Raw genomic sequence first — 24,157 nt, forward strand, 5'->3', positions numbered from 1 at the left:
GAGGAAAAATAAATTATGCAGAGAATTTTAAATAATCCGGATAATATTGTAGACGAAATGCTGGAAGGGTTTGTAAAAACCCATGGTGATATCGTAAAGAAAACCAGCCATCCAAGAGTACTGGCAGCAGTCAATGCACCTGTAGAAGGAAAAGTTGGTGTGGTAACCGGTGGCGGATCAGGACATAAACCTGCATTTATCGGATATGTTGGAAAGAATATGTGTGATTCCGCAGCAGTTGGCGAGATTTGTTCTTCTCCTACAGCAGCAGCTTTTCTGGATGCATTCAAAGCAGCAGATGGCGGAAAAGGTGTAGCGTGTCTCTACGGAAATTATTCCGGTGATAACATGAATGTAAAAATGGCTGTGAAAATGGCGAAAAAAGAAGGCCTGACAGTCAAAACAGTAGTTGCCAATGATGATGTGGCTTCTGCACCAAAGGATCAGAGAGAAAAACGCCGCGGAGTGGCCGGAGAAATTCTGATGTGGAAATGTGGCGGTGCAAAGGCATCTCTTGGCGGAGATCTGGATGAAGTCATTGCAGCTGCACAGAAAGCAATCGACAGCACCAGAAGTGTGGGAATCGGTCTGACCCCTTGTACCCTGCCAGCAGTTGGACATCCAAATTTTGAGATCAAAGATGGAACCATGGAAGTGGGAATCGGACATCATGGAGAGCCTGGAATCGAAGTATGTGAACTGGAAACTGCGGATAAGATGGCAAAACGGATGACAGATATCGTATTACCAGATTACCCGTTTGAATCCGGCGATGAAGTAGTTGTTCTGGTATCCGGTCTGGGTGCTACACCGGTTATGGAATTATATGTACTGTATAATGAAATTGAAAAACTGATTGTGGAAAAAGGCATTCGCATTCATAAAGCATATGTAGGTAACTATTTTACTTCTCTGGACATGATGGGAGCAACTTTAACCGTTATGAAACTGGATGATGAATTAAAAGAACTGATTGATCTGGACTGCAATACAATGGGTCTGACACAGGTTTAAAAGGAGCGCGGAAAAATGGTAGTAAAAAACGCAAAAGGCCGTCCGATTCTGCTGAATATGGTACAGGCTATTCATGAAAATAAACAGTATCTGGGTGATATCGATGGCCTGATCGGTGACGGAGACCATGGAATGAATATGAACAAAGGATTTGTTACCTATGGGGAACGTCTGGGAGAAGATGAAACCACATTTACAGACGGATTGAATGACCTTGGAATGGTTCTGCTGAATGAGATCGGCGGATCTATGGGACCGATCTATGGAACCATTTTCATGGACATGGCAGATTCTGCTGAAGAGGAAGAAGACATTACCCTGGAAGTATTTGCAAAAATGCTGGAAGCAGGACTGGAAGGACTGTATGGCATCGTGGATGCAAGACCTGGAGACAAGACACTGGTAGATACCTTAAATCCATGCGTGGAGTGCATGAANTGGATGAAATGAAGGACTGTGCAGAGACAGGAAAAGAGTCTACAAAAGACATGGTTGCAAAGTATGGCCGTTCCAGCAGATTGGGTGAACGTTCCAGAGGTGTTCTGGATGCCGGAGCAACATCCTGCTGTATCATGCTGAAGGCAATGGCAGATGGTATGAAATCCGTATTAGAATAAGGAATCCGGGGGGTGTCAAAATGAAAATTGCAATAGGCTGTGACCCGAATGCACAGAAAGAAAAAGAAGAATTGATGGACTACATAAAAGCAAAAGGATACGGAGAAGTCTCAGACTTTGGAAGTGAAGATCCGATATATGCCAATGTTGCCATAAAAGTCGGAGAAGCCGTAGCAGCCGGTGAATATGACCGTGGTATCCTGATCTGCGGAACCGGAATCGGAATGTCCATCGCAGCAAATAAAGTGAAAGGTGCCTATGCAGCACTGGTAACAGATTATTACTCTGCCCAGAGAGCAAGACTGAGTAATGACGCTAACATCATCTGCATGGGTGCATTTACAACAGGATGCAAGGAAAGAGAATTTCTGACAACCGAATTCCTTACAAATGAATTCGTAAAAGGCTGCGGTTCACAGCCCAAGGTAGATGCATTTGTAAAGTATGATCAGGAAAGATAAAAAAGAATCCTCCGCTGGTCTGATGCAATATCAGATCAGAGGGGGATTTTAATATGCAATCCTGCTGGAGGCTATATCAGATGGGGGAAAAAGAATACGAAAAAATGAAGGAAGAACTTCGGAAGGAAGCAGAAGAAAAAGAAGGTAAAAAGATAGAAGAAGAACTTCGCAAAGAGCATAATTTGATTTAAGACAGTTTCAGTCTTTACAGACAGTGAATAATAAGGTTTATTGTTCGCAGGATAAAATCGTCCATCAAATGAACATGTTAGAACAGGGGGCTGTCGGGAAATAGACAGCCCCTTTTGAACTCGAACAAAAGATTTTATAAAGAAGTATCGTCATCTTCAGCTGAATCTACCGGATGCAGATTCTGGAAAACAGAACCATCAATGACAGATTCGACAGAACTTTCCTCATCCGTTGGTATGTAACGGTCAAATACTTTCACCAGGATATGTGCATTGAGAAATGCGATCAGTGCAAATCCACACATGATCCATACCAAAAGCCCGATAGCAATGGTCTGCTGTGACAGGAAAGTCAGTACAATAGAGCCAACGATGACTGCAGCCATCAGCAGGGTACGTGGCAGATTGCCGATTGCCATAAAAAAGGCATTTTTGATCGTGTTCAGGATAGTATTGTCAAATTTGGCAAGTACCGGAAATACATATAACAATGTCAGAGCAGCCAGCATGGCAATGGCAGCCAGCAGAATGAACATCACCTGCGCCATGGACTGGTTCATGCTGCGAATAATATGAAAGTCCATGTAGAAAATAAACATGGCGACAAGAGCCAGTCCCCAGATGGCAGTAGCCTGCCGGAAGTTCTGCCGGAAAGCCTTAAAATAACTCTTTACAATATAAGATTCCTCATCCCGTGACATCTTCAGAGTAACATAGCTGAGAGAAGTCCACGCAGCTCCGATCGTCACCACCGGGAGACAGGTAATCAGAAACACAATATTCAGAATCATCACATCAGCCAGCCTGCCCAGAAAGCGCATAATCGGACTGTCCATATTAAAAAAGCTGCTCATAAAAATCCTCCCTAAAAGTCTGTGTTATAAAAGAAAAAGGTCGAAAACTGACCCTGCTAACAGTATAACAAAATCTGGGAATAATGCAAGTACCAGCGTTGACGCTTACGGTTCATTCCTGTAAAATAAAATTAATATTTTTACAAGGAGGAATCTCTTTGAAACCAGAATGGGAGAAGCGTCGCAGACGTCTTTATGAATTAATTGAAATTGGCTGCAATTATGATGTTGCCTGCTGGGGCTATGATGTGCTTAACACTTTTACGATCATATTAAATCTGACAGTCAGCATCCTGTATACGTTTGACAACTGGGCACTGAAATATGGAAGTCTCCTTCTTACGATAGAACGCCTGACGGTTGCATTTTTTGCAGTAGACTTTCTGATGCGTGTGATTACAGCAAAGTGTCTGTATCCGAATGAATCAGAGCTGGGGGCAGTGAGAAAGTATCTGCTGTCCTTTTCTGGTATTGTAGATATGTTGTCGTTTATTCCGTATTATCTGCCAGTCTTTTTCCCGTCAGGGGCAGTGGCGTTCCGAATGCTGCGAATCATCCGTATTTTCCGGCTGTTCCGGATTAATGCCTATTATGATTCGCTGAATGTGATTACCGAAGTTATTATCAGTAAAAAACAGCAGTTGATGTCTTCGGTCTTTATTATACTGGTACTGATGATTTCTTCCAGTCTGTGTATGTACAGTCTGGAAAATAAAGCTCAGCCGGAAGTATTTACCAATGCTTTTTCCGGTATCTGGTGGGCGGCCTCCACTTTGCTGACGGTAGGCTATGGAGATATCTATCCTGTCACCACAATGGGCAAAATATTTGGTATCTTTATTGCCTTTCTTGGAGTTGGAATGGTGGCCATCCCTACAGGTATTATTTCAGCCGGCTTCGTTGACCAGTATTCCCGTATCAAACGCATGAGCGAGTACGGAAAAGAAGAGGACATCCATTTTATCCGGATTCCGCTGACGTCACAGGATGGCTGGTGTGGACGAAAAATCAGGGATCTGCATCTGCCAAAGCATATTATTATTGCAGTAGTACAGAGTAATAAAAACGTCCTGATCCCCAATGGGGATCTGGAACTGAAGGCAGGAGATGTACTGGTGATTGGTGCAGAATCTGTACCTGACAGCGAGCGGATCACATTAAAAGAGGTAACACTGGAAAAACGCCATTCATGGACCGGACATCGGATCTGCGATCTGGATATATCCAGGCACAGTGTCATTGTTTTGGTAAAACGCCACGGTAAGGCATTGATCCCATATGGAACGATGCTCCTGCAGGAAGGCGACACTGTCATTTTGTATACACAGACGTATCTGGCGAATTCAGAGGAACTGCAGATATAGGTATCAGAAAAGATGAAAATTGTATTTTAGTCAATTACGATTTGGTCATGTATGATTGACTAAAATGCAAACAGAAAACGGGATTTCCCTTGACTTTAGCGGTTTCCTGGGGTACTATTATTACCGTGAAACCAAAATGATGGTAAAAACCATGACGAAGACAGTACATTTGTTGTGAAAGGCACAGCGAGCCGGAGCAGGTGAAAGTCCGGACCGAGTAAGGCAGATGGAAGATCACTTCTGAGTTTCAGAATCGAAATGAGCAACCAACTACAGACTAGATTCTGACGGATTCCCCCGTTACAGGGAGCGGATATACAGGCACAATCTGACGTATCCAGAAGAGTAACAGGTGGTATAACGAGCTCTCGTCCTTTTACGGATGGGAGCTTTTTCTGTAATATGGCAAGCCATATTCCATAAAAGGTTACGTTATCTAAATATATACAGAAAGGAAAAATATCATGTACAAGAAAGTATCTACCGATCTCAATTTTGTTGAGAGAGAAAAAGATGTGGAAAAGTTCTGGAAAGAGAATCACATTTTTGAAAAAAGTATGGAAAATCGTAAAGAAGGCCCGACTTACACATTCTATGATGGACCGCCAACAGCAAATGGTAAGCCACATATTGGTCACGTACTGACTCGTGTAATCAAGGACATGATTCCACGTTATCATACTATGAAGGGGGAAATGGTTCCTCGTAAAGCCGGATGGGATACCCACGGGCTTCCTGTTGAGCTGGAAGTAGAAAAGATGCTGGGACTGGACGGCAAAGAGCAGATCGAAGAATATGGTCTGGTACCGTTTATCAACAAATGTAAGGAAAGCGTCTGGAAATACAAAGGAATGTGGGAGGATTTCTCCGGCACCGTTGGTTTCTGGGCAGATATGGATAACCCATATGTTACTTACCATGATGATTACATCGAATCAGAATGGTGGGCTTTAAAAGAGATCTGGAATAAGAAGCTTCTGTACAAGGGATTCAAGATTGTTCCTTACTGCCCTCGTTGTGGTACTCCGCTTTCTGCACAGGAAGTAGCACAGGGATACAAGACAGTAAAAGAGCGTTCCGCAGTGGTACGTTTCAAAGTAAAAGGGGAAGATGCTTACATTCTGGCATGGACGACCACACCTTGGACACTGCCATCCAACGTTGCACTTTGTGTGAATCCAGATGAGACTTATGTAAAAGTGAAAGCAGCAGACGGATATACTTATTATATGGCAGAAGCTCTGCTGGATACCATCCTTGGCAAACTGGGAACCGAAGAGACACCAGCTTATGAAGTACTGGAGACTTACAAAGGAACTGACCTGGAATACAAGGAATACGAACCATTATACCAGTGCGCAGCAGATGTGGCTGAAAAACAGCATAAGAAAGCTCACTTTGTTACCTGCGATACCTACGTAACACTGACAGATGGTACTGGCGTAGTTCATATCGCACCTGCATTTGGTGAAGATGACTCTAAAGTTGGCCGCAAATATGATCTGCCATTTGTACAGTTTGTAAATGGAAAAGGTGAAATGACTGAAGAGACTCCATTTGCCGGACTGTTTGTAAAGAAAGCAGACCCGGAAGTATTAAAAGATCTGGACGACAGAGGTTTGCTGTTTGATGCACCGAAGTTTGAACATGAATATCCACATTGCTGGAGATGTGATACTCCACTGATCTACTATGCCCGCGAATCCTGGTTCATCAAGATGACAGCAGTCAAAGATGATCTGATCCGCAACAACAACACCATCAATTGGATCCCGGAAAGTATCGGAAAAGGACGTTTCGGCGACTGGCTGGAGAACGTTCAGGACTGGGGTATTTCCCGTAACCGTTACTGGGGAACTCCGCTGAACATCTGGGAGTGTGAATGTGGTCATATGCATTCCATCGGAAGCCGTCAGGAACTTTTTGAGATGAGTGGAAACGAAGCTGCCAGGACGGTAGAACTGCACAGACCTTACATTGATGAAATCACTATCAAGTGTCCGAAATGTGGAAAACAGATGCACCGTGTACCGGAAGTAATCGACTGCTGGTTCGACTCAGGAGCAATGCCATTTGCACAGCATCATTATCCATTTGAGAATAAAGACGTATTTGAAAAGCAGTTCCCTGCAAAATTTATCTCAGAAGCAGTAGACCAGACTCGTGGATGGTTCTATTCTCTGCTGGCAGAATCTACACTGCTGTTTAACAAAGCGCCTTATGAGAATGTTATCGTTCTGGGACATGTACAGGATGAAAATGGACAGAAGATGAGTAAGTCCAAAGGAAATGCAGTAGATCCTTTCGATGCACTGGAAAAATACGGTGCAGATGCGATCCGCTGGTATTTCTACATCAACAGTGCACCATGGCTGCCAAACCGTTTCCATGGAAAAGCTGTTCAGGAAGGACAGCGCAAGTTCATGGGTACTCTGTGGAATACCTACGCATTCTTCGTACTGTATGCGAATATTGACGAATTTGATGCAACTAAATATACACTGGATTATGATAAATTATCCGTTATGGATAAATGGCTCCTGTCCAAGATGAACACCATGATCAAGACCGTGGACGCAGACCTGGCAGCATACAAGATTCCGGAAACGGCAAGAGCACTTCAGGAATTCGTAGATGACTGCAGTAACTGGTATGTACGCCGCAGCCGTGAACGTTTCTGGGCAAAAGGCATGGAACAGGATAAGATCAATGCATACATGACTCTGTATACGGCTCTTGTTAACGTTGCAAAAGCAGCAGCACCGATGATTCCGTTCATGACAGAACAGATTTATCAGAATCTGGTATGCAGCATTGATAAGACAGCACCGGAAAGTGTACATCTCTGCGATTTCCCTGTTGCAGATGAAGCACACATTGATCCGGAACTGGAAGCTGATATGGATGAAGTACTGAAAGTAGTAGTACTTGGACGTGCAGCAAGAAATGCAGCCAATGTCAAGAACAGACAGCCGATTGCCAATATGTATGTAAAGGCACCAAAGGCTCTGTCTGAATACTTTACAGACATTATCCGTGATGAATTAAACAGCAAACAGGTAACCTTTACCGATGAAGTAGATGGCTTTGTATCTTATATCTTTAAGCCACAGCTGAAGACAGTGGGACCGAAATATGGCAAGCTTCTTGGCGCAATCCGTCAGCAGTTATCCGCTCTGGATGGTCAGGCGGCTATGAAAGAACTGAAAGAGACCGGTGCCCTTCACCTTGACATGGAAGGCGATACTGATGTAGTATTAACGAGTGATGATCTGCTGATTGAAACAGCACAGTCTGAAGATTACGTGACAGAGCAGGATAATGAAGTTACGGTTGTTCTTGAGATTAAGCTGACTCCGGAACTGATTGAAGAAGGATTTGTCAATGAGCTGATCAGTAAAGTACAGACAATGAGAAAAGAAGCAGACTTCCAGGTGATGGACAGAATTGTTGTCTATGCGAAGGGTAATGAGAAGATCGAACAGATCTTAAGCGCCCACAGAGAAGAAATCGAATCTGCAGTACTGGCCAACGACATAGTACTCGGCAGCACCAGTGGTTATGAAAAAGACTGGAATATCAATGGTGAAAAAGTTACCATGGCTGTTGAAAAGCAGTAGAGAATGAAGGGAGAAGCGAATGACAGCTAAGAAGTTTAATAAGAAAGAGTTTATCAGAGAAGTAAAAGCCAATGTAAAAGCTTTATATCGTAAGAATCTGGAAGAAGCTACACAGCAGCAGATTTTTCAGGCAGTATCTTATGCGGTAAAAGATGAGATCATTGAGAACTGGCTGGCAACTCAGGAACAGTATGAGAAGGATGATCCAAAGTATGTATATTATATGTCCATGGAATTCCTGATGGGTCGTGCACTGGGCAACAACATGATCAACCTGACGATTTACGATGAAGTAAAAGAAGCGCTGGAAGAGATTGGCCTGGATATCAATGTGATCGAAGATCAGGAGCCAGATGCAGCTCTTGGTAATGGTGGACTTGGACGTCTGGCAGCGTGCTTCCTGGATTCTCTTGCAACTCTGGGCTATCCGGCATACGGATGCGGTATCCGTTACCGTTATGGTATGTTTAAACAGAAGATTGAAGACGGATATCAGGTAGAAGTACCGGATAACTGGCTGAAAGATGGCAATCCATTCGAGCTGCGCCGCCCGGAATATGCAAAAGAAGTAAAATTCGGCGGTTATGTTCGTGTAGAATATGATGAGAAGACCGGACGTAACTACTACAAACAGGAAGGATATCAGTCAGTGCGTGCCGTACCATATGATTTCCCGATCGTTGGTTACAATAACAATATCGTAAATACCTTACGTATCTGGGATGCAGAAGCAATCAGCGAATTCCAGCTGGATTCTTTCGACAAGGGCGACTACCGCAAGGCAGTAGAACAGGAAAACCTGGCACGCAACATCGTAGAAGTTCTGTATCCAAATGATAATCACTATGCAGGAAAAGAGCTACGCCTGAAACAGCAGTATTTCTTCATTTCTGCAAGTGTACAGGAAGCAATTGCCAAATATAAGAAGAATCATGATGACATTCGTAAGTTCTATGAAAAAGCAACCTTCCAGCTGAATGATACTCATCCAACGGTAGCAGTTGCCGAACTGATGCGTATCCTTCTGGATGAAGAGGGTCTGACATGGGATGAAGCATGGGAAGTGACTTCCAAGACATGTGCATATACCAACCATACGATTATGGCAGAAGCTCTGGAAAAATGGCCAATTGAGCTGTTCTCCAGACTGCTTCCTCGTGTATATCAGATCATTGAAGAGATCAACCGTCGTTTTGTAGCACAGATTGAAGCAAAATATCCTGGTGATTTCGAAAAAGTACGCAAGATGGCTATTATCTTTGACGGACAGGTGAAGATGGCACATCTTGCTATCGCAGCAGGCTACTCAGTAAATGGTGTTGCACAGCTTCATACTGAGATCCTGAAGCATCAGGAACTGAAAGATTTCTATGAGATGATGCCAGAGAAGTTCAATAATAAGACAAATGGTATCACACAGAGACGTTTCCTGCTTCACGGCAATCCACTGCTGGCATCCTGGATCACAGAGCATATCGGAGACGAATGGATCACCGATCTGCCACAGCTTTCCAAGCTGAAAGTCTATGTAGACGATCCAAAGGCGCAGCAGGAATTCATGAATATTAAATACCAGAATAAAGTGCGTCTGGCAAAATACATTCAGGAACACAATGGTATCGAAGTGGATCCGCGTTCTATCTTCGATGTACAGGTTAAGAGACTTCATGAATACAAACGTCAGTTACTGAACATCCTTCATGTAATGTATCTGTACAACCAGATCAAAGACCATCCGGAAATGGATTTCTACCCAAGAACATTCATCTTCGGTGCCAAGGCAGCAGCTGGTTACAGACGTGCAAAACTGACCATCAAGCTGATCAACTCTGTGGCAGATGTGATCAACAATGATGCTTCTATTAAGAATAAACTGAAAGTAGTCTTCATCGAAGATTACCGTGTATCCAATGCAGAATGGATCTTTGCAGCAGCAGATGTATCCGAACAGATCTCCACAGCTTCCAAGGAAGCATCCGGAACCGGTAACATGAAGTTCATGTTGAACGGTGCTCCTACGTTAGGAACCATGGACGGTGCTAACGTTGAGATCGTAGAAGAAGTTGGAAAAGAAAACGCATTTATCTTTGGTCTGACTGCAGATGAGGTTATCAACTATGAACAGAATGGTGGATACCATCCAGAAAATATCTTCAACAGCGATCAGGATATCAGACGTGTGCTGATGCAGCTGATCAATGGAGAATATGCGCCAGATGATCCGGAAAGATTCCGTGAGATCTATGATTCTCTGCTGAACACTAAGAGCAGCGACCGCGCAGATACTTACTTCATTCTGGCTGACTTCCGTTCTTATGCAGATGCACAGAAACGTGTAGAAGAAGCATACCGAGACGAAGCAGGATGGGCTAAGATGGCGATGCTGAATACCGCATGCAGTGGCAAGTTCACATCTGACAGAACGATTCAGCAGTACGTGGATGAGATCTGGCACCTGCAGAAAGAAACTGTAAAAGTAAAATAAAGATTCGTTCAGTGTAAAACAAGGAATGAGTTGTAAAAAGGAACTGTACACATATCATGTATGGTTCCTTTTTGTGTATAACTTCCTTTCTCTGTTCATATAATATCCTGGGAGGGTATGTGTATGAAGCTGAAATTTTATACGGAACAGGTTCTGACGGTTCTGCTGGTGGTGATTTTACTGCCTTGTGCCATTACATTATTGTTAAATAGCAGAATGAGCCGAATCTATCAGGCGATACAGGATGAGACGAAGTATATTTCCATAGAAAGTGGAGATAAGACAGAGGAGATCAGTCTGGAAGAATATGTACTGGAGGTGACGGCGTCTGAGCTGCCTGCAGATGCGCAGCTGGAAGCAATCAAGGCGCAGATGGTTCTGGTGCGCACCAATGCGTATCGTCAGCTGCAAAACGGTGGTGTCCGGCCAAAGGAGCGAATGTCACTGGCAGAGATAGAACTTATGAGAAATGGAGATGCATTCCGGAAAGCACAGAAGGAGACGAAGGGAGAGATTTTAACATGGCAGGGGAAACCGATTCTGGCTTCCTGTCATCCGGTCAGTGCCGGGCAGACAAGAGAAGCAAGAGAAGTGTTCCGGTCAGAGGATTATCCATATCTGACAGGGAAAGCCTGTCCGGGAGATAAGGATGCGCCACAGTATCGACAAAGTATTCAGATTGATGAATCCTGGAGAAATATGGAAATCGAAGAAAAAGACAGCGCCGGATATGTACTGCGTCTGAAGCTGAATGATACCGAAATGTCCGGCGAAGAATTCAGGATCAAACTGGGACTGCCTTCTTCGAATTTTCGAGTTGAGAAAAATGGAGATGGTGTCTTTGTGATCACAAGAGGAATCGGGCATGGATTGGGCCTGAGTCAGTATACCGCACAACAGCTGGCGAAAAATGGTACTGGTTACCGGGAGATACTGGCGTATTTTTTTGACCAGACGAAGCTGGAATCCATAGCAGACATATCTTGAAAAACGTGAATGTTCAGAATTCACTGTGAAGGCGCTGAGCAGATACAAAAAACGTATAAATCCATCGCAAATGGTAATACTGGAAATAGAACGATATAGAAATTGTATTACGAGGTGAAAGCGATGGAAAAAGGAAAGATATTCGATTTTATCAGAAAAAGAGGAACACTTGGGGTACTGACACTGGCACTGGTGGGGATTGTGGCCTTTGCATCCTATCGGACAAGTTATCCGGTGACAACAGAGACAGAGGAACAGAAGGAAAGCACGCAGACCAGTCAGACGGAAACGGTGGACAGTGCAAAGAATGCATCACTGGCAACTGTGGATCAGATAGACGACGGGAAGAAGGATGCAGCGCAGATAGCAAATACTACGAGCGTGCAGGCGCAGATCGCCGATGGCGGGGAGCATACAGCCGGTACAGACAGTGCTCAGGAAAATGAGACTGAGGCAGACGGCAGGCATACCAGAGAAGTTTCCACAGAGAGCGATGCGATGACAGAAGATACCCAGGAAGTACTTTCAGGAAGCGTAATTTCTCCTACGGTTCAATTTACAGAAGACTCCTCTTTGAGCTGGCCTGCAGCCGGAAGTATTCTGATGGACTACAGCATGGATGGAACCGTATATTTCCAGACACTCAATGAGTACAAATATAATCCGGCACTGATCATCGGCAGTCAGACAGGCAATCCGGTGGTTGCAGCTGCCAAAGGAATTGTGGAAAGCATAGATATCAATGAAGAGACGGGAACCACACTGACTATGAATATTGGTGATAATTATGAACTGATTTATGGACAGCTGAAGGAAGTGGCAGTTGCACAGGGAGACGTAGTAGAACAGGGTGAGCTGCTGGGATATGTCAGTGAACCGACCAAGTATTACTGCGAGGAAGGAAGCAACCTTTATTTTGCAATGAAAAAAGATGGACAGGTCACGGATCCGTGCCTGTATCTGGAATAAAAATAGAAAGCCCACGGCAAACACCGTGGGCTATTGTTACGTTTGAATACCAGAAAAACAGGCATGAAAAAAGCGGGTGATGGGAATCGAACCCACGTATCCAGCTTGGAAGGCTGGTGTTCTACCATTGAACTACACCCGCAAATCATATAAAATGAAACACTGAAGTGAATCAAATGCCCAGAACCGGAATCGAACCAGTGACACGAGGATTTTCAGTCCTCTGCTCTACCAACTGAGCTATCTGGGCTTAGTGAAAAGCATGTTTCGCTTGACACATGAAAGATTATAATAGATAGAACGAAATATGTCAAGCAGAAAATTTTCATATTTGACTCAAGATTTTTTTATGAGAGGAAAAGCCAGAATTCTTGCATATGCAAAAGTAAATGTGTTATACTCCCTAGTAATGATGTTTTTTTAGAGTATGGAGGATATATGGACAGACTGGTAACATCAATATTAGAAAATTACAAAGAATATCCGATTATCAGTAATATCGATTCAGAGAATCACCTGAATCGGGAAGTGATTATAGAGGTTCTGGAGAATATTCGGAAAGTTTTGTTCCCGGGCTATTTCAGTCAGAAAAAGCTCAGTGACGACAGTGTCAAATATTATGTAGGAGATTTGCTGGAAGATATTCAGTATAATCTGACGAAGCAGGTAAAGAAAGCACTGAAGTATGTGTCTGGTGACAATCTTTCGGAAAAAGAAGCCAGAGAGAAAGCAGAACAGATAGCAGTTCAGTTTCTGGAGCGTATTCCGGCGATCCGTGGTATGTTGGCCAAAGATGTACAGGCGGCCTATGATGGTGACCCGGCTGCATTTAATACCGATGAGGTGATCTTTTCCTATCCAGGGGTGTTTGCCATTACGGTGAACCGGGTGGCACATGAACTGTTTTTACTGAAGGTACCGATGATCCCGCGTATTATGACAGAGTATGCTCACAATCTTACCGGGATTGATATTCACCCGGGAGCAACCATCGGGGAATACTTCTTTATCGACCATGGAACCGGCGTGGTAGTTGGTGAAACAACAAGGATTGGTAATAATGTAAAGATCTATCAGGGCGTGACTCTGGGAGCGTTATCCACAAGAGGCGGCCAGTCCCTGCGCAGTACCAAGCGTCATCCGACCCTGAAGGACAATGTAACGGTATATTCCGGTGCATCTATCCTGGGTGGGGAGACTGTGATCGGTGAAGGTGCCGTGATTGGAAGTAATGCATTTGTTACTTCTTCGGTACCGGATCAGACCAGGGTAAGCATCAAGAATCCAGAACTGAAGTTTAAGGTCAGAGGAACGATGCAGACACAGGAACTTGGTCAGGAAGGATTCTTCAACCGGCCTGAGAAAGATTAAGATTATGATATGTTTTACGAGGAGGAAAAAAAGATGTCTGGTTACAAGGAAATGAGCAAAGAACAGTTATTGCATGAGAAAGACATGCTGGAGCAGAAGTTTAAAGAGGTTCAGGACAGAAACCTGAAGCTGGATATGTCCAGAGGAAAGCCTTCAGCAGCACAGCTGAATCTGTCTAACGGTATGATGGATGTACTGAACAGCAAGTCTGATATGGTCTGCGAATCTGGAGTAGACTGCAGAAACTATGGGGTGATGGATGGTATTCCGGAAGCAAGAAAGCTGCTGGCAGATATGTCAGAAGTTCCGGAAAAGAATATTCTGATTTATGGCAACTCCAGTCTGAATGTGATGTTTGATACAGTAGCCCGTGCCATGGTTATGGGTGTATGTGGACACACACCATGGAGCAAGCTGGATAAACCAGTGAAGTTCCTGTGCCCGGTACCTGGATATGACAGACATTTTGGAATTACCGAGTTCTTCGGTATCGAGATGATCAATGTACCACTTCTTCCGACTGGTCCAGACATGGATATGGTAGAAAAGCTGGTATCCGAAGATCCATATATCAAGGGAATCTGGTGTGTACCGAAATACTCCAATCCATCTGGAGTATCTTATTCTGATGATACGGTACTGCGTTTCGCACATCTGCAGCCGGCAGCACCAGACTTCCGTATTTACTGGGATAATGCATATTCCATTCACCATTTATACGATGATGATCAGGATGTGATTCTGGAACTGCTTTCTGAATGTGAAAAAGCAGGCAACCCGGATCTGGTTTATAAGTTTATTTCCACATCCAAGGTAAGCTTCCCTGGCTCTGGTATTGCCGCTATGGCAGCATCAGAAGCCAACCTGGCAGATGCAAGAAGATTTATGAATTATCAGACTATCGGTCATGACAAGCTGAATCAGCTGCGCCATGTACGTTTCTTCAAAGATATGGATGGTATGAGAGAACATATGAAGAAGCATGCAGCAATCCTGCGTCCGAAGTTCGAAGCAGTGCTGGGCGTCCTGGATCGTGAGCTGGGCGGACTGGAGATCGGAAGCTGGAGCAGACCAAAGGGAGGATATTTCATTTCCTTTGATGCGCTTCCGGGATGTGCCAAGGCCATTGTTGCCAAGGCAAAAGAGGCCGGTGTGATCATGACCAAGGCCGGCGCAACCTATCCATATGGAAAGGATCCACAGGACAGCAATATCCGTATTGCTCCATCGTTCCCGACACCGGAAGATCTGGCAGCAGCGGCAGAAGTCTTTGTACTGAGTGTGAAACTGGTAAGTATTGATAAGATTCTGGAAGAAAGATAAGAAATGGCTCTGGCATCATAAAATCTTAAGATAGAGGAAGTAATAATGCACTTGTGTTATTACTTCCTTTTGAGTATACTGGAAAGAGATAAAATGAAAAAGAGGTAGCAGAAAAATGAAAATAGTAGTTCTGGCAGGTGGAACCAGTACAGAAAGAGAAATCTCTATTGTATCCGGTAGTAAAGTATGTGAAGCACTGAGAAGCAAAGGACATCAGGCAGTTTTAGTGGATGTATTTTGTGGGAGAGAAGACACAGATGTGGATACGATTTTTACCGACCCCTTTGATCTGGAAAAAGAGGTCGCATATATGAGCAGCTTTAATGATCAGATAACGAAGATCCAGAAGGAGAGAAAGTCATTCTTCGGACCAAAGGTTCTGGAACTTTGTAATGCGGCGGATGTGGTATTCCTGGCACTTCACGGAGCATGTGGAGAAGATGGCCGTGTGCAGGCCACGTTTGATCTCATGGGTATTCCGTATACTGGAAGTGGATACCTGGGAAGTGCACTGGCTATGGATAAGAGCATTACCAAGCAGCTGTTCATGGAGAACGGAGTTCCGACGCCGAAGGGGATCATTCTTCATAAGAAGGATGTGCAAAAGAGTGCAAAAGAACTGGGCTTTACGTTCCCATGTGTGGTAAAGACCGCATGTGGCGGCTCAAGTGTAGGTGTCTATATTGTAAAGACAGAAGAAGAATTTGCTCAGGCTCTGAAGAATGGCTTTTCTTATGAAGATAAGCTGGTTGTGGAAGAGTATGTGAAGGGAAGAGAATTCTCTATAGGTGTAGTAAATGGAAAAGCCTATCCGATTATTGAGATTGCACCGATTGTAGGATTCTATGATTATAAGAATAAGTATCAGGCAGGCAGCACCATTGAGACCTGTCCGGCAGAATTATCAGAAGAACTGACCAGAAAGATGCAGCGTATTGCAGAGATGGGATATCAGGTGCTTCGCCTGGAGAATTATGCAAGACTGGACTTTATGATGGACGAATCCCATAATATGTACTGTCTGGAGGCGAATACACTTCCGGGCATGACACCGACCAGCCTTCTTCCACAGGAAGCGGAAGTACTGGGAATGTCTTTCGCTGATCTGTGTGATAAGCTGATCAGTGTATCATTAGAGAATAAGTAGGAGCATACTCCATATGAAAAATATGACACTTGGAAATATTGCTGATGCCTGTGGCGGTATCTATCACGGCACAGAAGCAGCAAAAGAAAAAACGATCGCAGAGATCACGACGGACAGCCGCAAAGCAGGAAAAGACAGCCTGTTTGTGGCAATTAAGGGAGAAAGGGTGGATGCCCATAAGTTTATCCCGGCCGTATTTGAACAGGGGGCACTGTGTGTGATCAGCGAGCAGGAATTAGAAGCTCCGGCTGGTGCATACATACAGGTGGATTCTTCGCTGCAGGCGATCAAAGATATTGCAGAATTTTACAGAAAACAGCTGGATATCAAAGTGGTAGGTATCACGGGAAGTGTGGGTAAGACCAGTACCAAAGAGATGATCGCTTCCGTATTGTCAGAGAAGTACAGAGTTCTCAAGACTCTTGGGAACTTTAACAATGAACTGGGACTTCCGCTGACGGTATTTCGTCTGAGAGAGGAAGACGAGATCGCCGTTCTGGAGATGGGGATCAGTCATTTTGGTGAGATGCATCGTCTGAGTAAGATTGCCAGACCGGATATTTGTGTGATAACCAATATTGGACAATGCCATCTGGAGTTCCTGGGTGACCGGGATGGCATCCTGAAAGCCAAAACAGAGATTTTTGATTATCTGGCGCCGGCTGGAACAATCGTACTCAACGGTGATGATGATAAGCTGGCCACGTTACGGGAAGTTAAAGGCATACAACCGGTCTTTTTTGGAATCGACAGTGACCGAATGATTTCTGCCACACAGATCCACAGCCTGGGGCTGAAGGGGATCGCCTGCCGAATCTGTACCGGACAGGGCGATTTTGATGTGACTATCCCGATTCCGGGATACCACATGGTATATAATGCACTGGCAGGAACGGCCGTTGGCCTGTCCCTTGGGATGACGACAGAGGAAATCAAACGGGGAATCGAGAAGCTGGAGTCTTTGAGTGGAAGATTTCACATTATCGAGACAGATAACTATACGGTAGTAGATGACTGTTACAATGCAAACCCGGTATCAATGAAGGCATCTTTAAAGGTCCTTGGCGATGCACTGGGAAGAAAAGTGGCGATCTTGGGAGATATGGGAGAGCTGGGGGAGAATGAGCAGCAACTTCACGAAGAAGTAGGTGTGGCAGCAGGACAGCAGGGAATTCAGCTGTTGATCTGCGTAGGTGCCTTATCAGAAGGCATGGCAAGGGCTGCAAAAGAGACGAACCCTCAGATGGAAGTGATCCATAAGCAGACACTGGAAGAGGCAATCGACAGTCTCCAACAGTGTCTGAAACAGGGAGACACGATTCTGGTGAAGGCATCTCATTTTATGCATTTCGAAAAAATAGTCGAAGTGCTGACAAAGCAGGAGTAAAAGGAGGATAAGAATATGAAAAAGAGAATACTGAGCAGTATTGCACTGGTTCTGGCACTTACCATTGGCTGTGCCGTACCGGCTATGGCAGACAGCCGCAGAGTGGTGACACTGGGAGCGGATCTGACACAGGATCAGCAGAACACGATGATGAAATATTTTGGTGTCAGTGCAGATACTGTGGATATTATTTATATCAACAATAATGATGAAAGAGAACATCTGGGTTCCTATGTTCCACTGGAACAGATCGGAACAAAGACCTTTAGCTGCGCACTGGTAGCACCGACTACCAAGGGTGGCATTCAGGTCAAGACAGCGAACTTAAGCTGGGTAACCTGTAACATGATTGCATCTACCCTGTCAACTTCCGGAGTAACCAACTGTCAGGTAGTAGCGGCATCTCCGTTTGAAGTATCCGGAACCGGAGCACTGACCGGAGTAATCATGGCTTACGAGACAGCCAGTGATGTGACGCTGGATGAGGAAAAGAAAGATCTGGCCAATGAAGAACTGGTGACTACCGGTAATCTGGCAGATGCAGTGGGACAGAGTAAGGCAACTGCAGTGATTAATGAGACGAAGCTGCAGGTAATTGAGAATAATGTGACCGATATCGGAGAGATCAACAATATCGTGAACAATGTTTCTAATAATTATGATGTGACCATGAGTCAGGATCAGAGTGACGAGATCGCAGCCCTGATGCAGAAGATTGCACAGCAGGATTACGATATCACACAGCTGAAGGCAACACTGGAGCGTGTACAGGCGAACGTAGCCGGAGATGCAGGCGCATCAGAAGAACAGCAGGCGGAAGCAGAGAAGAAGGCACAGGAAGCTGAGGCCGCAGCGGAAGAACAGACACAGGAAAGTGAAGCAGCACAGGATAATGCTGATATTACCATTGACGGTGCACAGGATCAGACAGAAAATATTCTGGATAATACTGATATTTCTGCACTGGATCCAAATTCTACCAATGCATCAGAATCTACGACCACACAGACTGTTCTGGAACAGACAGAGGCTGAGACAGAAGGTGATAATGGAACTGGTATCCCGGAAGCAACCGGAGATGGAACAGTAACCAGCGAAGCTGCTGAGACAGAAGCAATTACAGAGGCAGCAACAGAAGCAGGAGCAGAAACAGAAAGCACAATCAAAGCAGAGGATCTGGATCCGGAAAAGAAAGCAATCTATGATGAAGTGAAGTCCAATCTGGATCAGGCTTATACAGAGAAGCAGGTAACCGGAGATGACGGAACCGTGGTATATCTGACCGAAGAGGCTGCAAAGAAGCTGCCAGAAGCAGTAGAAAAATATCTGCTGAAGGTACTGGCAGAAGGAGCAGATAAGGTTGCGCAGGAAGAGGCACTGGATACAGAGATTCCTCAGAACATTGTAGAAGAGACGCAGGATCTGGCAGAAGATAAACATTATGAAGAGGCAGATCTGGTACAGATGGATAAATATGTCAGAAGACTGGTTCTGAAAGATTCTGAGAAGATTCTGGAAGATTCTCAGCTGGAGAACAATGATGCAGTGGTTGTTTATCGTAGTATCATGGTTATTCTGGAAGCAGGATTTGGCGTAGAACAGCCAGATCTGGAGTCAGAAGCGGCAGTGAGCGAGGATACAGCTCAGGAAGCTCCGGCAGAAGAACAGAATGAAGATGGTACAGAAGATGAATTTGCTGATTTCCAGGAAGAGACTGGAAACTTCTAAGCCAACGGGGGCGGGGGTTTCTGGCTCTTTAGAGCCAGAAAACACCGTCCCCGTTGGTTTAATTATTTTTCTGATACATTTCTGTGATCACATCTCTTGTGTAAGCACCCAGGAATTTTCGGTCTTCTTTGGATAATTCTTTTGGATAAATCGGTTTGCCATATTCCAGAATGACATTGGCTGGGCGGATCCATGGCATATGATTCTCAAAGATATCATCACTGTGGCAGATAGCCATGGGGATGATAGCACATCCTGTCTTTTCAGCCATCTTCAGACTGCCTTCTTTAAATGGAAGAAGTTCCTCTTCATGATTCCGGGTCCCTTCCGGGTAAATACACATGGAAATACCGGACTTCATCTGTTCCACACCGGTCAGAATGGTTTTCAGCCCCTGACGGATATCGGAACGATTCAGGAACAGGCAGTAAAGACGTCTCATCCAGGCAGACAGCAGTGGGATTTTTTCCAGATTATCCTTAGAAACAAAGCCGGTCAGATCCGGACATCGGCTGTAAGCCGTCACCACATCAAAATAGCTTCTGTGATTTCCCACATAGAGAACCGTTTCGCCCTTCGGTATGTTCTCTTCTCCGATAATAGTCAGATGAGAACCGGTTTCCCAGAAAATCAGTTTGAATACTCCCTGTATGATGCGCAGGGAGGAAATATCTCTTGCACGGGGATTGAACTTTCCAATGATCCATTCTACGATCAGAACCGGGATGGACAGAATCAGAAACAGTACAAGCGTCAGTGCTACGATGATCAGTCGTATCATAATGATTTCCTTTCTGTTTTTATAAATTTTCAATTGCTTCTGTAACAGTATACTGAAAATCCAGGCATCTTGCAATCAGAAAAACATATTCCCAGAGACTCCTTCATAAAGATAGTAGAAAAGAAAGAATGAAGGGGAGATGTTATGTCTGAAATGCGAAGATATGGAATATGGCTGCTGCTTCTGGGGGCAATCCTGTTGCTGGCAGGCTGCAGCGTGGCAAAGAAGCAGTCTGACCAGCATCAGGATCTGGAATGTACTGTGTTGAAGGAAGATGAGATTCCACAGCCACTGGCTGAGGTGATTGAGGAAAATAAAACCAAGGAAATGAAGCTAAGTTATGAAAAAGACGGAATGCTTTATATCGCCCGTGGATTTGGCGAGCAGAAAACCGGTGGATATAGCATCACAACAAAATACTGTTATCTGGATGAGGATGGCATTCATATCCGGTTTGAGCTGTTGGGGCCATCCTCCGGGGAAGCCCTGCCGGAAGAGGCAACCTGGCCATATATCGTTGTGAGGCTGGAGAAAACCGGAGAAAGTATCCTGTTTGAATAGTGAGAGATCAGGGAGGTGCAAGATGGATCTGTTAAAAAAGAATATCAGACTGCTGAGAGAAAACGGAAGTACCACAGACCAGATGACACTGGAGGAAGATTGTATCGTGCCGGACAGCCTGCCGGATGCCGGTAAAATAGTGTGGAAAAAGGCCATGCTGAATGTGGATGAAATACAGACAGAAGATAGCCGGATTACTTTAAATGGTCAGTGGAAGGTGCAGATTCTGTATCAGGATGATACGCAGGAGCATCGGATTCACCGATTGGAAGAGACGATTCCTTTTCAGGAGAGCCGGATGCTGGAGGGAAAAGTGAGAAAAGAAAACGTACAGGTAGGATGGGAACTGGAGGATATCACTGTCTCACTGATCAATTCCAGAAAAGTAAGTATCAGAGGACTGATCACCTTTGTATTTCACTTAGAAGAAAGCAAAGAGATTCAGGCAGCAGTAGAATTACATGGAATAGCGGATGTGAGCATTCAGAAAAAAGAACTGGAGCTGTTGGAACTGAAGGAATGTAAAAAAGATATTTACCGGTTGAAGGAAAGTCTGACATTGCCATCCAGCAAATCTACGATTCGAACGATCCTCTGGGACAGTGTGCAGCTGCGTGGAATTGAAGTGCGGCCGGAAGATGGCAAACTGTCCATTCGTGGAGAATTGTTTCTGTTTCTTTTATATGAAGGGGAGGAAGAACAGGCGGGACTTCAGTGGCTGGAGTCGGCAGTTCCGTTCCAGGGAAATCTGGATTGTCCGGGGGCAGGAGCAGATCTGGTCTCTCAGGTAGAGGTGCAGATGGAACATTGCAGCATAGAAGTGGCAGAGGACTATGATGGAGAAAAAAGGCAGCTTTCTATAGAAGCAGCATTGGGAATGGCCATCCATTTATATGAAGAAGAACGTGCAGGCATTTTGACGGATATATATTCGCCGGTAAAAGAACTGGTTCCAGGCCGGGAGATCAGTCAGTATGAAAGCCTGGTGGCAAAGAGCAGCTTTCGTATCAAAGCAGGCGGAAAAGGGAGACTTACGGCCACGCAGCCAAGAATCCTGCAGGTCTGCAGCAGCATAGGTACGGTAAAGATGGATGATGTGCGCATAACGGAAAAGGGACTGATGCTGGAGGGCGCTGTGATGGTGCAGGTGCTGTATCTGTCTTCAGATGATAAGAATCCGTATGCAGTGATGGAAGCAGCAGTACCATTTCAACAGCTGGCGTCAATGGAACAGCTGGATGAACACTGTCGGTTCCGAATTCAGAATCATCTGGAGCAGCTGGGCGTCAATATGCTGGACAGCGAAACCGCAGAGATCAAGGCAACAGTGTCTATGGAACTTTTTGTGGTAAAAGAACAGCAGGAGGCATTTATCACAGATATCGAGATCAGAGAAATGGATCTGAGAAAGATACAGGAGATGCCTGGAATCGTGGGCTACATTGTGCAGCCGGGAGACACTTTATGGAGTATTGCCAAACGATACTATACGACTCCGGAGCGGATCTGTCAGCTGAACCAGATAGAAGAAAAAGAGGTAAGACCAGGAATCGGATTGATCATTGTAAAAACTGTTTTATTGAACTAACTAGCTGATTGACAATCAGAAAAAAGATGATAGAATAGAAACATAACTGTATACAATGTACGAGGGAAATACATATGAGAGAACTGAAATTGAAAGCAAAAGCCAAGATTAATCTTGGACTGGACGTGGTAAGAAAGCGGGAAGACGGGTATCATGAGGTACGAATGATTATGCAGATGATCAATCTGTATGATATGATCACGTTACGCAAAAAGACGGAACCTGGCATCACAGTGACTGCGAATCTGTCGTATCTTCCGGTGAATGAGGACAATCTGGTGTATCGTGCAGCGAAGCTGCTGATGGATGAATTCCAGGTGGATGGTGGTCTGGAGATTGAACTTCAGAAGTATATTCCGGTAGCAGCGGGAATGGCCGGAGGAAGTACAGATGCTGCTGCCGTCATGGTAGGTGTGAACAGAATATTCCAGCTGGGGCTGAATAAAAAGCAGCTGATGGAACGTGGCGTAAAGATCGGTGCGGATGTGCCATTCTGTATTATGAGAGGTACGGCTCTGGCAGAGGGGATCGGAGAAGAACTGACCCCACTCCCAGCCATGCCACATTGCAGCCTGGTGATTGCCAAGCCGAAGATCCATGTATCGACAAAATTCGTATATGGCAACCTGAAGGTGGGAGAACTTACCGAACATCCGGATATTGACGGACAGGTACAGGCACTGCGGGAGAACAATCTGGAGCAGCTGGTGACCAGGATGGGAAACGTTCTGGAGACTGTGACGATACCAGCTTATCCGGTTATAGATGAGATCAAGCATACGATGATGAAATACGGTGCAATGGGGGCGATGATGAGCGGAAGCGGCCCAACCGTATTTGGAATATTTGAAAAAGAAGACAAAGCGCAGGAAGTCTGTCGTCTGCTGAAAAAAGAAAAAGCAGCAAAGCAGGTTTATCTGGTACGGCAATAAAATCTGGACGAAAATACGGAGGAAAAAAGATGGATAATTTTCAGGTAAATATGAACGAATATCTCCCATTGCGTGATGTGGTTTTCCAGACCCTTCGAAATGCGATCCTTAAGGGAGAATTAAAGCCAGGAGAAAGACTGATGGAGATCCAGCTGGCACAGAAGCTTGGTGTCAGCAGAACTCCGGTAAGGGAAGCCTTAAGAAAGCTGGAGCTGGAAGGTCTGGTGATTATGATTCCGCGAAGAGGGGCGATCGTTGCGGATATCACTATTCAGGATCTGAATGATGTACTGGAAGTGCGGGAAGCACTGGAGGAACTGGCCGTAAAGAAAGCCTGCGACTGTGCAACAGAAGAACAGTTGAAGGCATTAAAGCAGGCAGCCAATGATTTTAAGCGCTGTGCAGAAGGAGATGATCTGCTGGGGTGTGTGGGAGCGGATATGCAGTTCCATGAGATTATTTATTCGGCGACCAATAATAAAAGACTGCAGCAGATGCTGCTGAACTTAAGAGAGCAGATGTACCGCTACCGTATGGAATATATGAAGGATAAGAGAATGTACAAGCTGCTGATCGATGAGCACGATGCGATCCGTAAGGCCATCAAAAAAAAGGACAAAGAAAAAGCCGGACAGGTGATGAGAACGCATATCATCAACCAGCAGGAAGCCATTGAACGGAATCTGGCAGGACCGGAAAAATAAAATAAAAAGGTCTGTCCGGATATTTATATTTGACACAATTCGGAGCAGCTCTTACAATAAAGAAAAATAATAA

General features: G+C 44.8%; 18 protein-coding genes, 2 tRNA genes and 1 pseudogene. 17 read left to right on the forward strand and 4 right to left on the reverse strand.

All coding sequences use genetic code 11. The features are described 5' to 3' along the window. Positions 1-15: 15 nt before the first annotated feature. The 3 genes and pseudogenes from OCV47_RS06560 to OCV47_RS06570 all read left to right on the forward strand — a co-directional run bounded on the left by OCV47_RS06560 (position 16) and on the right by OCV47_RS06570 (position 2,092). A complete protein-coding gene (locus OCV47_RS06560; RefSeq protein WP_249308280.1) occupies positions 16-1,014 on the forward strand; it encodes a dihydroxyacetone kinase subunit DhaK in 999 nt (332 codons plus the stop codon). 138 nt (positions 1,015-1,152) lie between these two features. Further along, positions 1,153-1,631 (forward strand): annotated as a pseudogene (locus OCV47_RS06565) (dihydroxyacetone kinase subunit L). Positions 1,632-1,651: 20 nt separating this feature from the next. Continuing rightward, positions 1,652-2,092 carry an RpiB/LacA/LacB family sugar-phosphate isomerase gene (locus OCV47_RS06570; protein WP_249308262.1) on the forward strand — a complete coding sequence of 147 codons (441 nt, stop codon included), beginning with the start codon at positions 1,652-1,654 and terminating at the stop codon, positions 2,090-2,092. 325 nt (positions 2,093-2,417) lie between these two features. Here OCV47_RS06570 and OCV47_RS06575 read toward each other — a convergent pair whose 3' ends face one another. Beyond that, positions 2,418-3,137 carry a YesL family protein gene (locus OCV47_RS06575; RefSeq protein ID WP_262654423.1) on the reverse strand — a complete coding sequence of 240 codons (720 nt, stop codon included), beginning with the start codon at positions 3,135-3,137 and terminating at the stop codon, positions 2,418-2,420. Positions 3,138-3,295: 158 nt separating this feature from the next. Here OCV47_RS06575 and OCV47_RS06580 point away from each other — a divergent pair, with 158 nt between their 5' ends. The 5 genes from OCV47_RS06580 to OCV47_RS06600 all read left to right on the forward strand — a co-directional run bounded on the left by OCV47_RS06580 (position 3,296) and on the right by OCV47_RS06600 (position 12,562). Further along, on the forward strand, positions 3,296-4,501 hold the full coding sequence (locus OCV47_RS06580; RefSeq protein WP_262654424.1) for an ion transporter: 1,206 nt from the start codon (positions 3,296-3,298) through the stop codon (positions 4,499-4,501). 464 nt (positions 4,502-4,965) lie between these two features. Further along, positions 4,966-8,121 (forward strand): isoleucine--tRNA ligase, encoded by a 3,156-nt coding sequence (gene ileS / locus OCV47_RS06585; protein ID WP_262654425.1) that lies wholly within the window; start codon positions 4,966-4,968, stop codon positions 8,119-8,121. A 19-nt stretch (positions 8,122-8,140) separates the two neighbouring features. Then, a complete protein-coding gene (locus OCV47_RS06590; protein ID WP_262654426.1) occupies positions 8,141-10,606 on the forward strand; it encodes a glycogen/starch/alpha-glucan phosphorylase in 2,466 nt (821 codons plus the stop codon). Positions 10,607-10,729: 123 nt separating this feature from the next. Continuing rightward, on the forward strand, positions 10,730-11,593 hold the full coding sequence (locus OCV47_RS06595; protein WP_262654427.1) for a SpoIID/LytB domain-containing protein: 864 nt from the start codon (positions 10,730-10,732) through the stop codon (positions 11,591-11,593). Positions 11,594-11,716: 123 nt separating this feature from the next. Continuing rightward, positions 11,717-12,562: a M23 family metallopeptidase gene (locus OCV47_RS06600; protein WP_262654428.1), complete on the forward strand. Its 846-nt coding sequence runs from the start codon at positions 11,717-11,719 to the stop codon at positions 12,560-12,562. 71 nt (positions 12,563-12,633) lie between these two features. Here the strand turns inward: OCV47_RS06600 and OCV47_RS06605 are convergent. Then, positions 12,634-12,704, reverse strand: a tRNA-Gly gene (locus OCV47_RS06605). Positions 12,705-12,739: 35 nt separating this feature from the next. Next, positions 12,740-12,812: transfer RNA gene (locus OCV47_RS06610), tRNA-Phe, on the reverse strand. A gap of 188 nt (positions 12,813-13,000) precedes the next feature. Between OCV47_RS06610 and epsC the strand changes: the two genes are divergently transcribed. The 5 genes from epsC to OCV47_RS06635 all read left to right on the forward strand — a co-directional run bounded on the left by epsC (position 13,001) and on the right by OCV47_RS06635 (position 19,518). Then, the gene (gene epsC / locus OCV47_RS06615; RefSeq protein WP_262654429.1) at positions 13,001-13,933 is read left to right on the forward strand and encodes a serine O-acetyltransferase EpsC; all 933 of its coding nucleotides are present in this window, start codon (positions 13,001-13,003) and stop codon (positions 13,931-13,933) included. 33 nt (positions 13,934-13,966) lie between these two features. After that, complete coding sequence (locus OCV47_RS06620; RefSeq protein WP_262654430.1) at positions 13,967-15,256, forward strand: aspartate aminotransferase type Ic; 1,290 nt, start codon at positions 13,967-13,969, stop codon at positions 15,254-15,256. Between the two features lie 115 nt (positions 15,257-15,371). Then, entirely contained in the window at positions 15,372-16,403 is a 1,032-nt protein-coding gene (locus tag OCV47_RS06625) for a D-alanine--D-alanine ligase family protein (RefSeq protein ID WP_256299966.1), read from the forward strand. Between the two features lie 13 nt (positions 16,404-16,416). Further along, positions 16,417-17,790 carry a UDP-N-acetylmuramoyl-tripeptide--D-alanyl-D-alanine ligase gene (locus tag OCV47_RS06630; protein ID WP_262654431.1) on the forward strand — a complete coding sequence of 458 codons (1,374 nt, stop codon included), beginning with the start codon at positions 16,417-16,419 and terminating at the stop codon, positions 17,788-17,790. 15 nt (positions 17,791-17,805) lie between these two features. Next, a complete protein-coding gene (locus OCV47_RS06635) occupies positions 17,806-19,518 on the forward strand; it encodes a DUF1002 domain-containing protein (RefSeq protein WP_262654432.1) in 1,713 nt (570 codons plus the stop codon). Positions 19,519-19,576: 58 nt separating this feature from the next. On the opposite strand, the gene OCV47_RS06640 is transcribed toward OCV47_RS06635, so the two are convergent. Then, positions 19,577-20,299, reverse strand: a complete 723-nt coding sequence (locus OCV47_RS06640) for a lysophospholipid acyltransferase family protein (RefSeq protein WP_117448343.1) — start codon at positions 20,297-20,299, stop codon at positions 19,577-19,579. Between the two features lie 144 nt (positions 20,300-20,443). Between OCV47_RS06640 and OCV47_RS06645 the strand changes: the two genes are divergently transcribed. From OCV47_RS06645 to OCV47_RS06660, 4 genes are all read left to right on the forward strand, one after another. Then, positions 20,444-20,860 (forward strand): protease complex subunit PrcB family protein, encoded by a 417-nt coding sequence (locus OCV47_RS06645; protein ID WP_262654433.1) that lies wholly within the window; start codon positions 20,444-20,446, stop codon positions 20,858-20,860. Between the two features lie 22 nt (positions 20,861-20,882). Further along, the gene (locus OCV47_RS06650; protein ID WP_262654434.1) at positions 20,883-22,448 is read left to right on the forward strand and encodes a DUF3794 and LysM peptidoglycan-binding domain-containing protein; all 1,566 of its coding nucleotides are present in this window, start codon (positions 20,883-20,885) and stop codon (positions 22,446-22,448) included. 74 nt (positions 22,449-22,522) lie between these two features. Next, positions 22,523-23,380: a 4-(cytidine 5'-diphospho)-2-C-methyl-D-erythritol kinase gene (gene ispE, locus OCV47_RS06655; RefSeq protein ID WP_262654435.1), complete on the forward strand. Its 858-nt coding sequence runs from the start codon at positions 22,523-22,525 to the stop codon at positions 23,378-23,380. A 29-nt stretch (positions 23,381-23,409) separates the two neighbouring features. Next, a complete protein-coding gene (locus OCV47_RS06660) occupies positions 23,410-24,084 on the forward strand; it encodes a GntR family transcriptional regulator (RefSeq protein WP_117448241.1) in 675 nt (224 codons plus the stop codon). Positions 24,085-24,157 lie beyond the last annotated feature (73 nt).

Origin of the sequence: Muricoprocola aceti (genome assembly GCF_025567005.1) — a bacterium.
In the GTDB taxonomy this organism is placed as follows: Bacteria; Bacillota; Clostridia; order Lachnospirales; family Lachnospiraceae; genus Marvinbryantia; species Marvinbryantia aceti.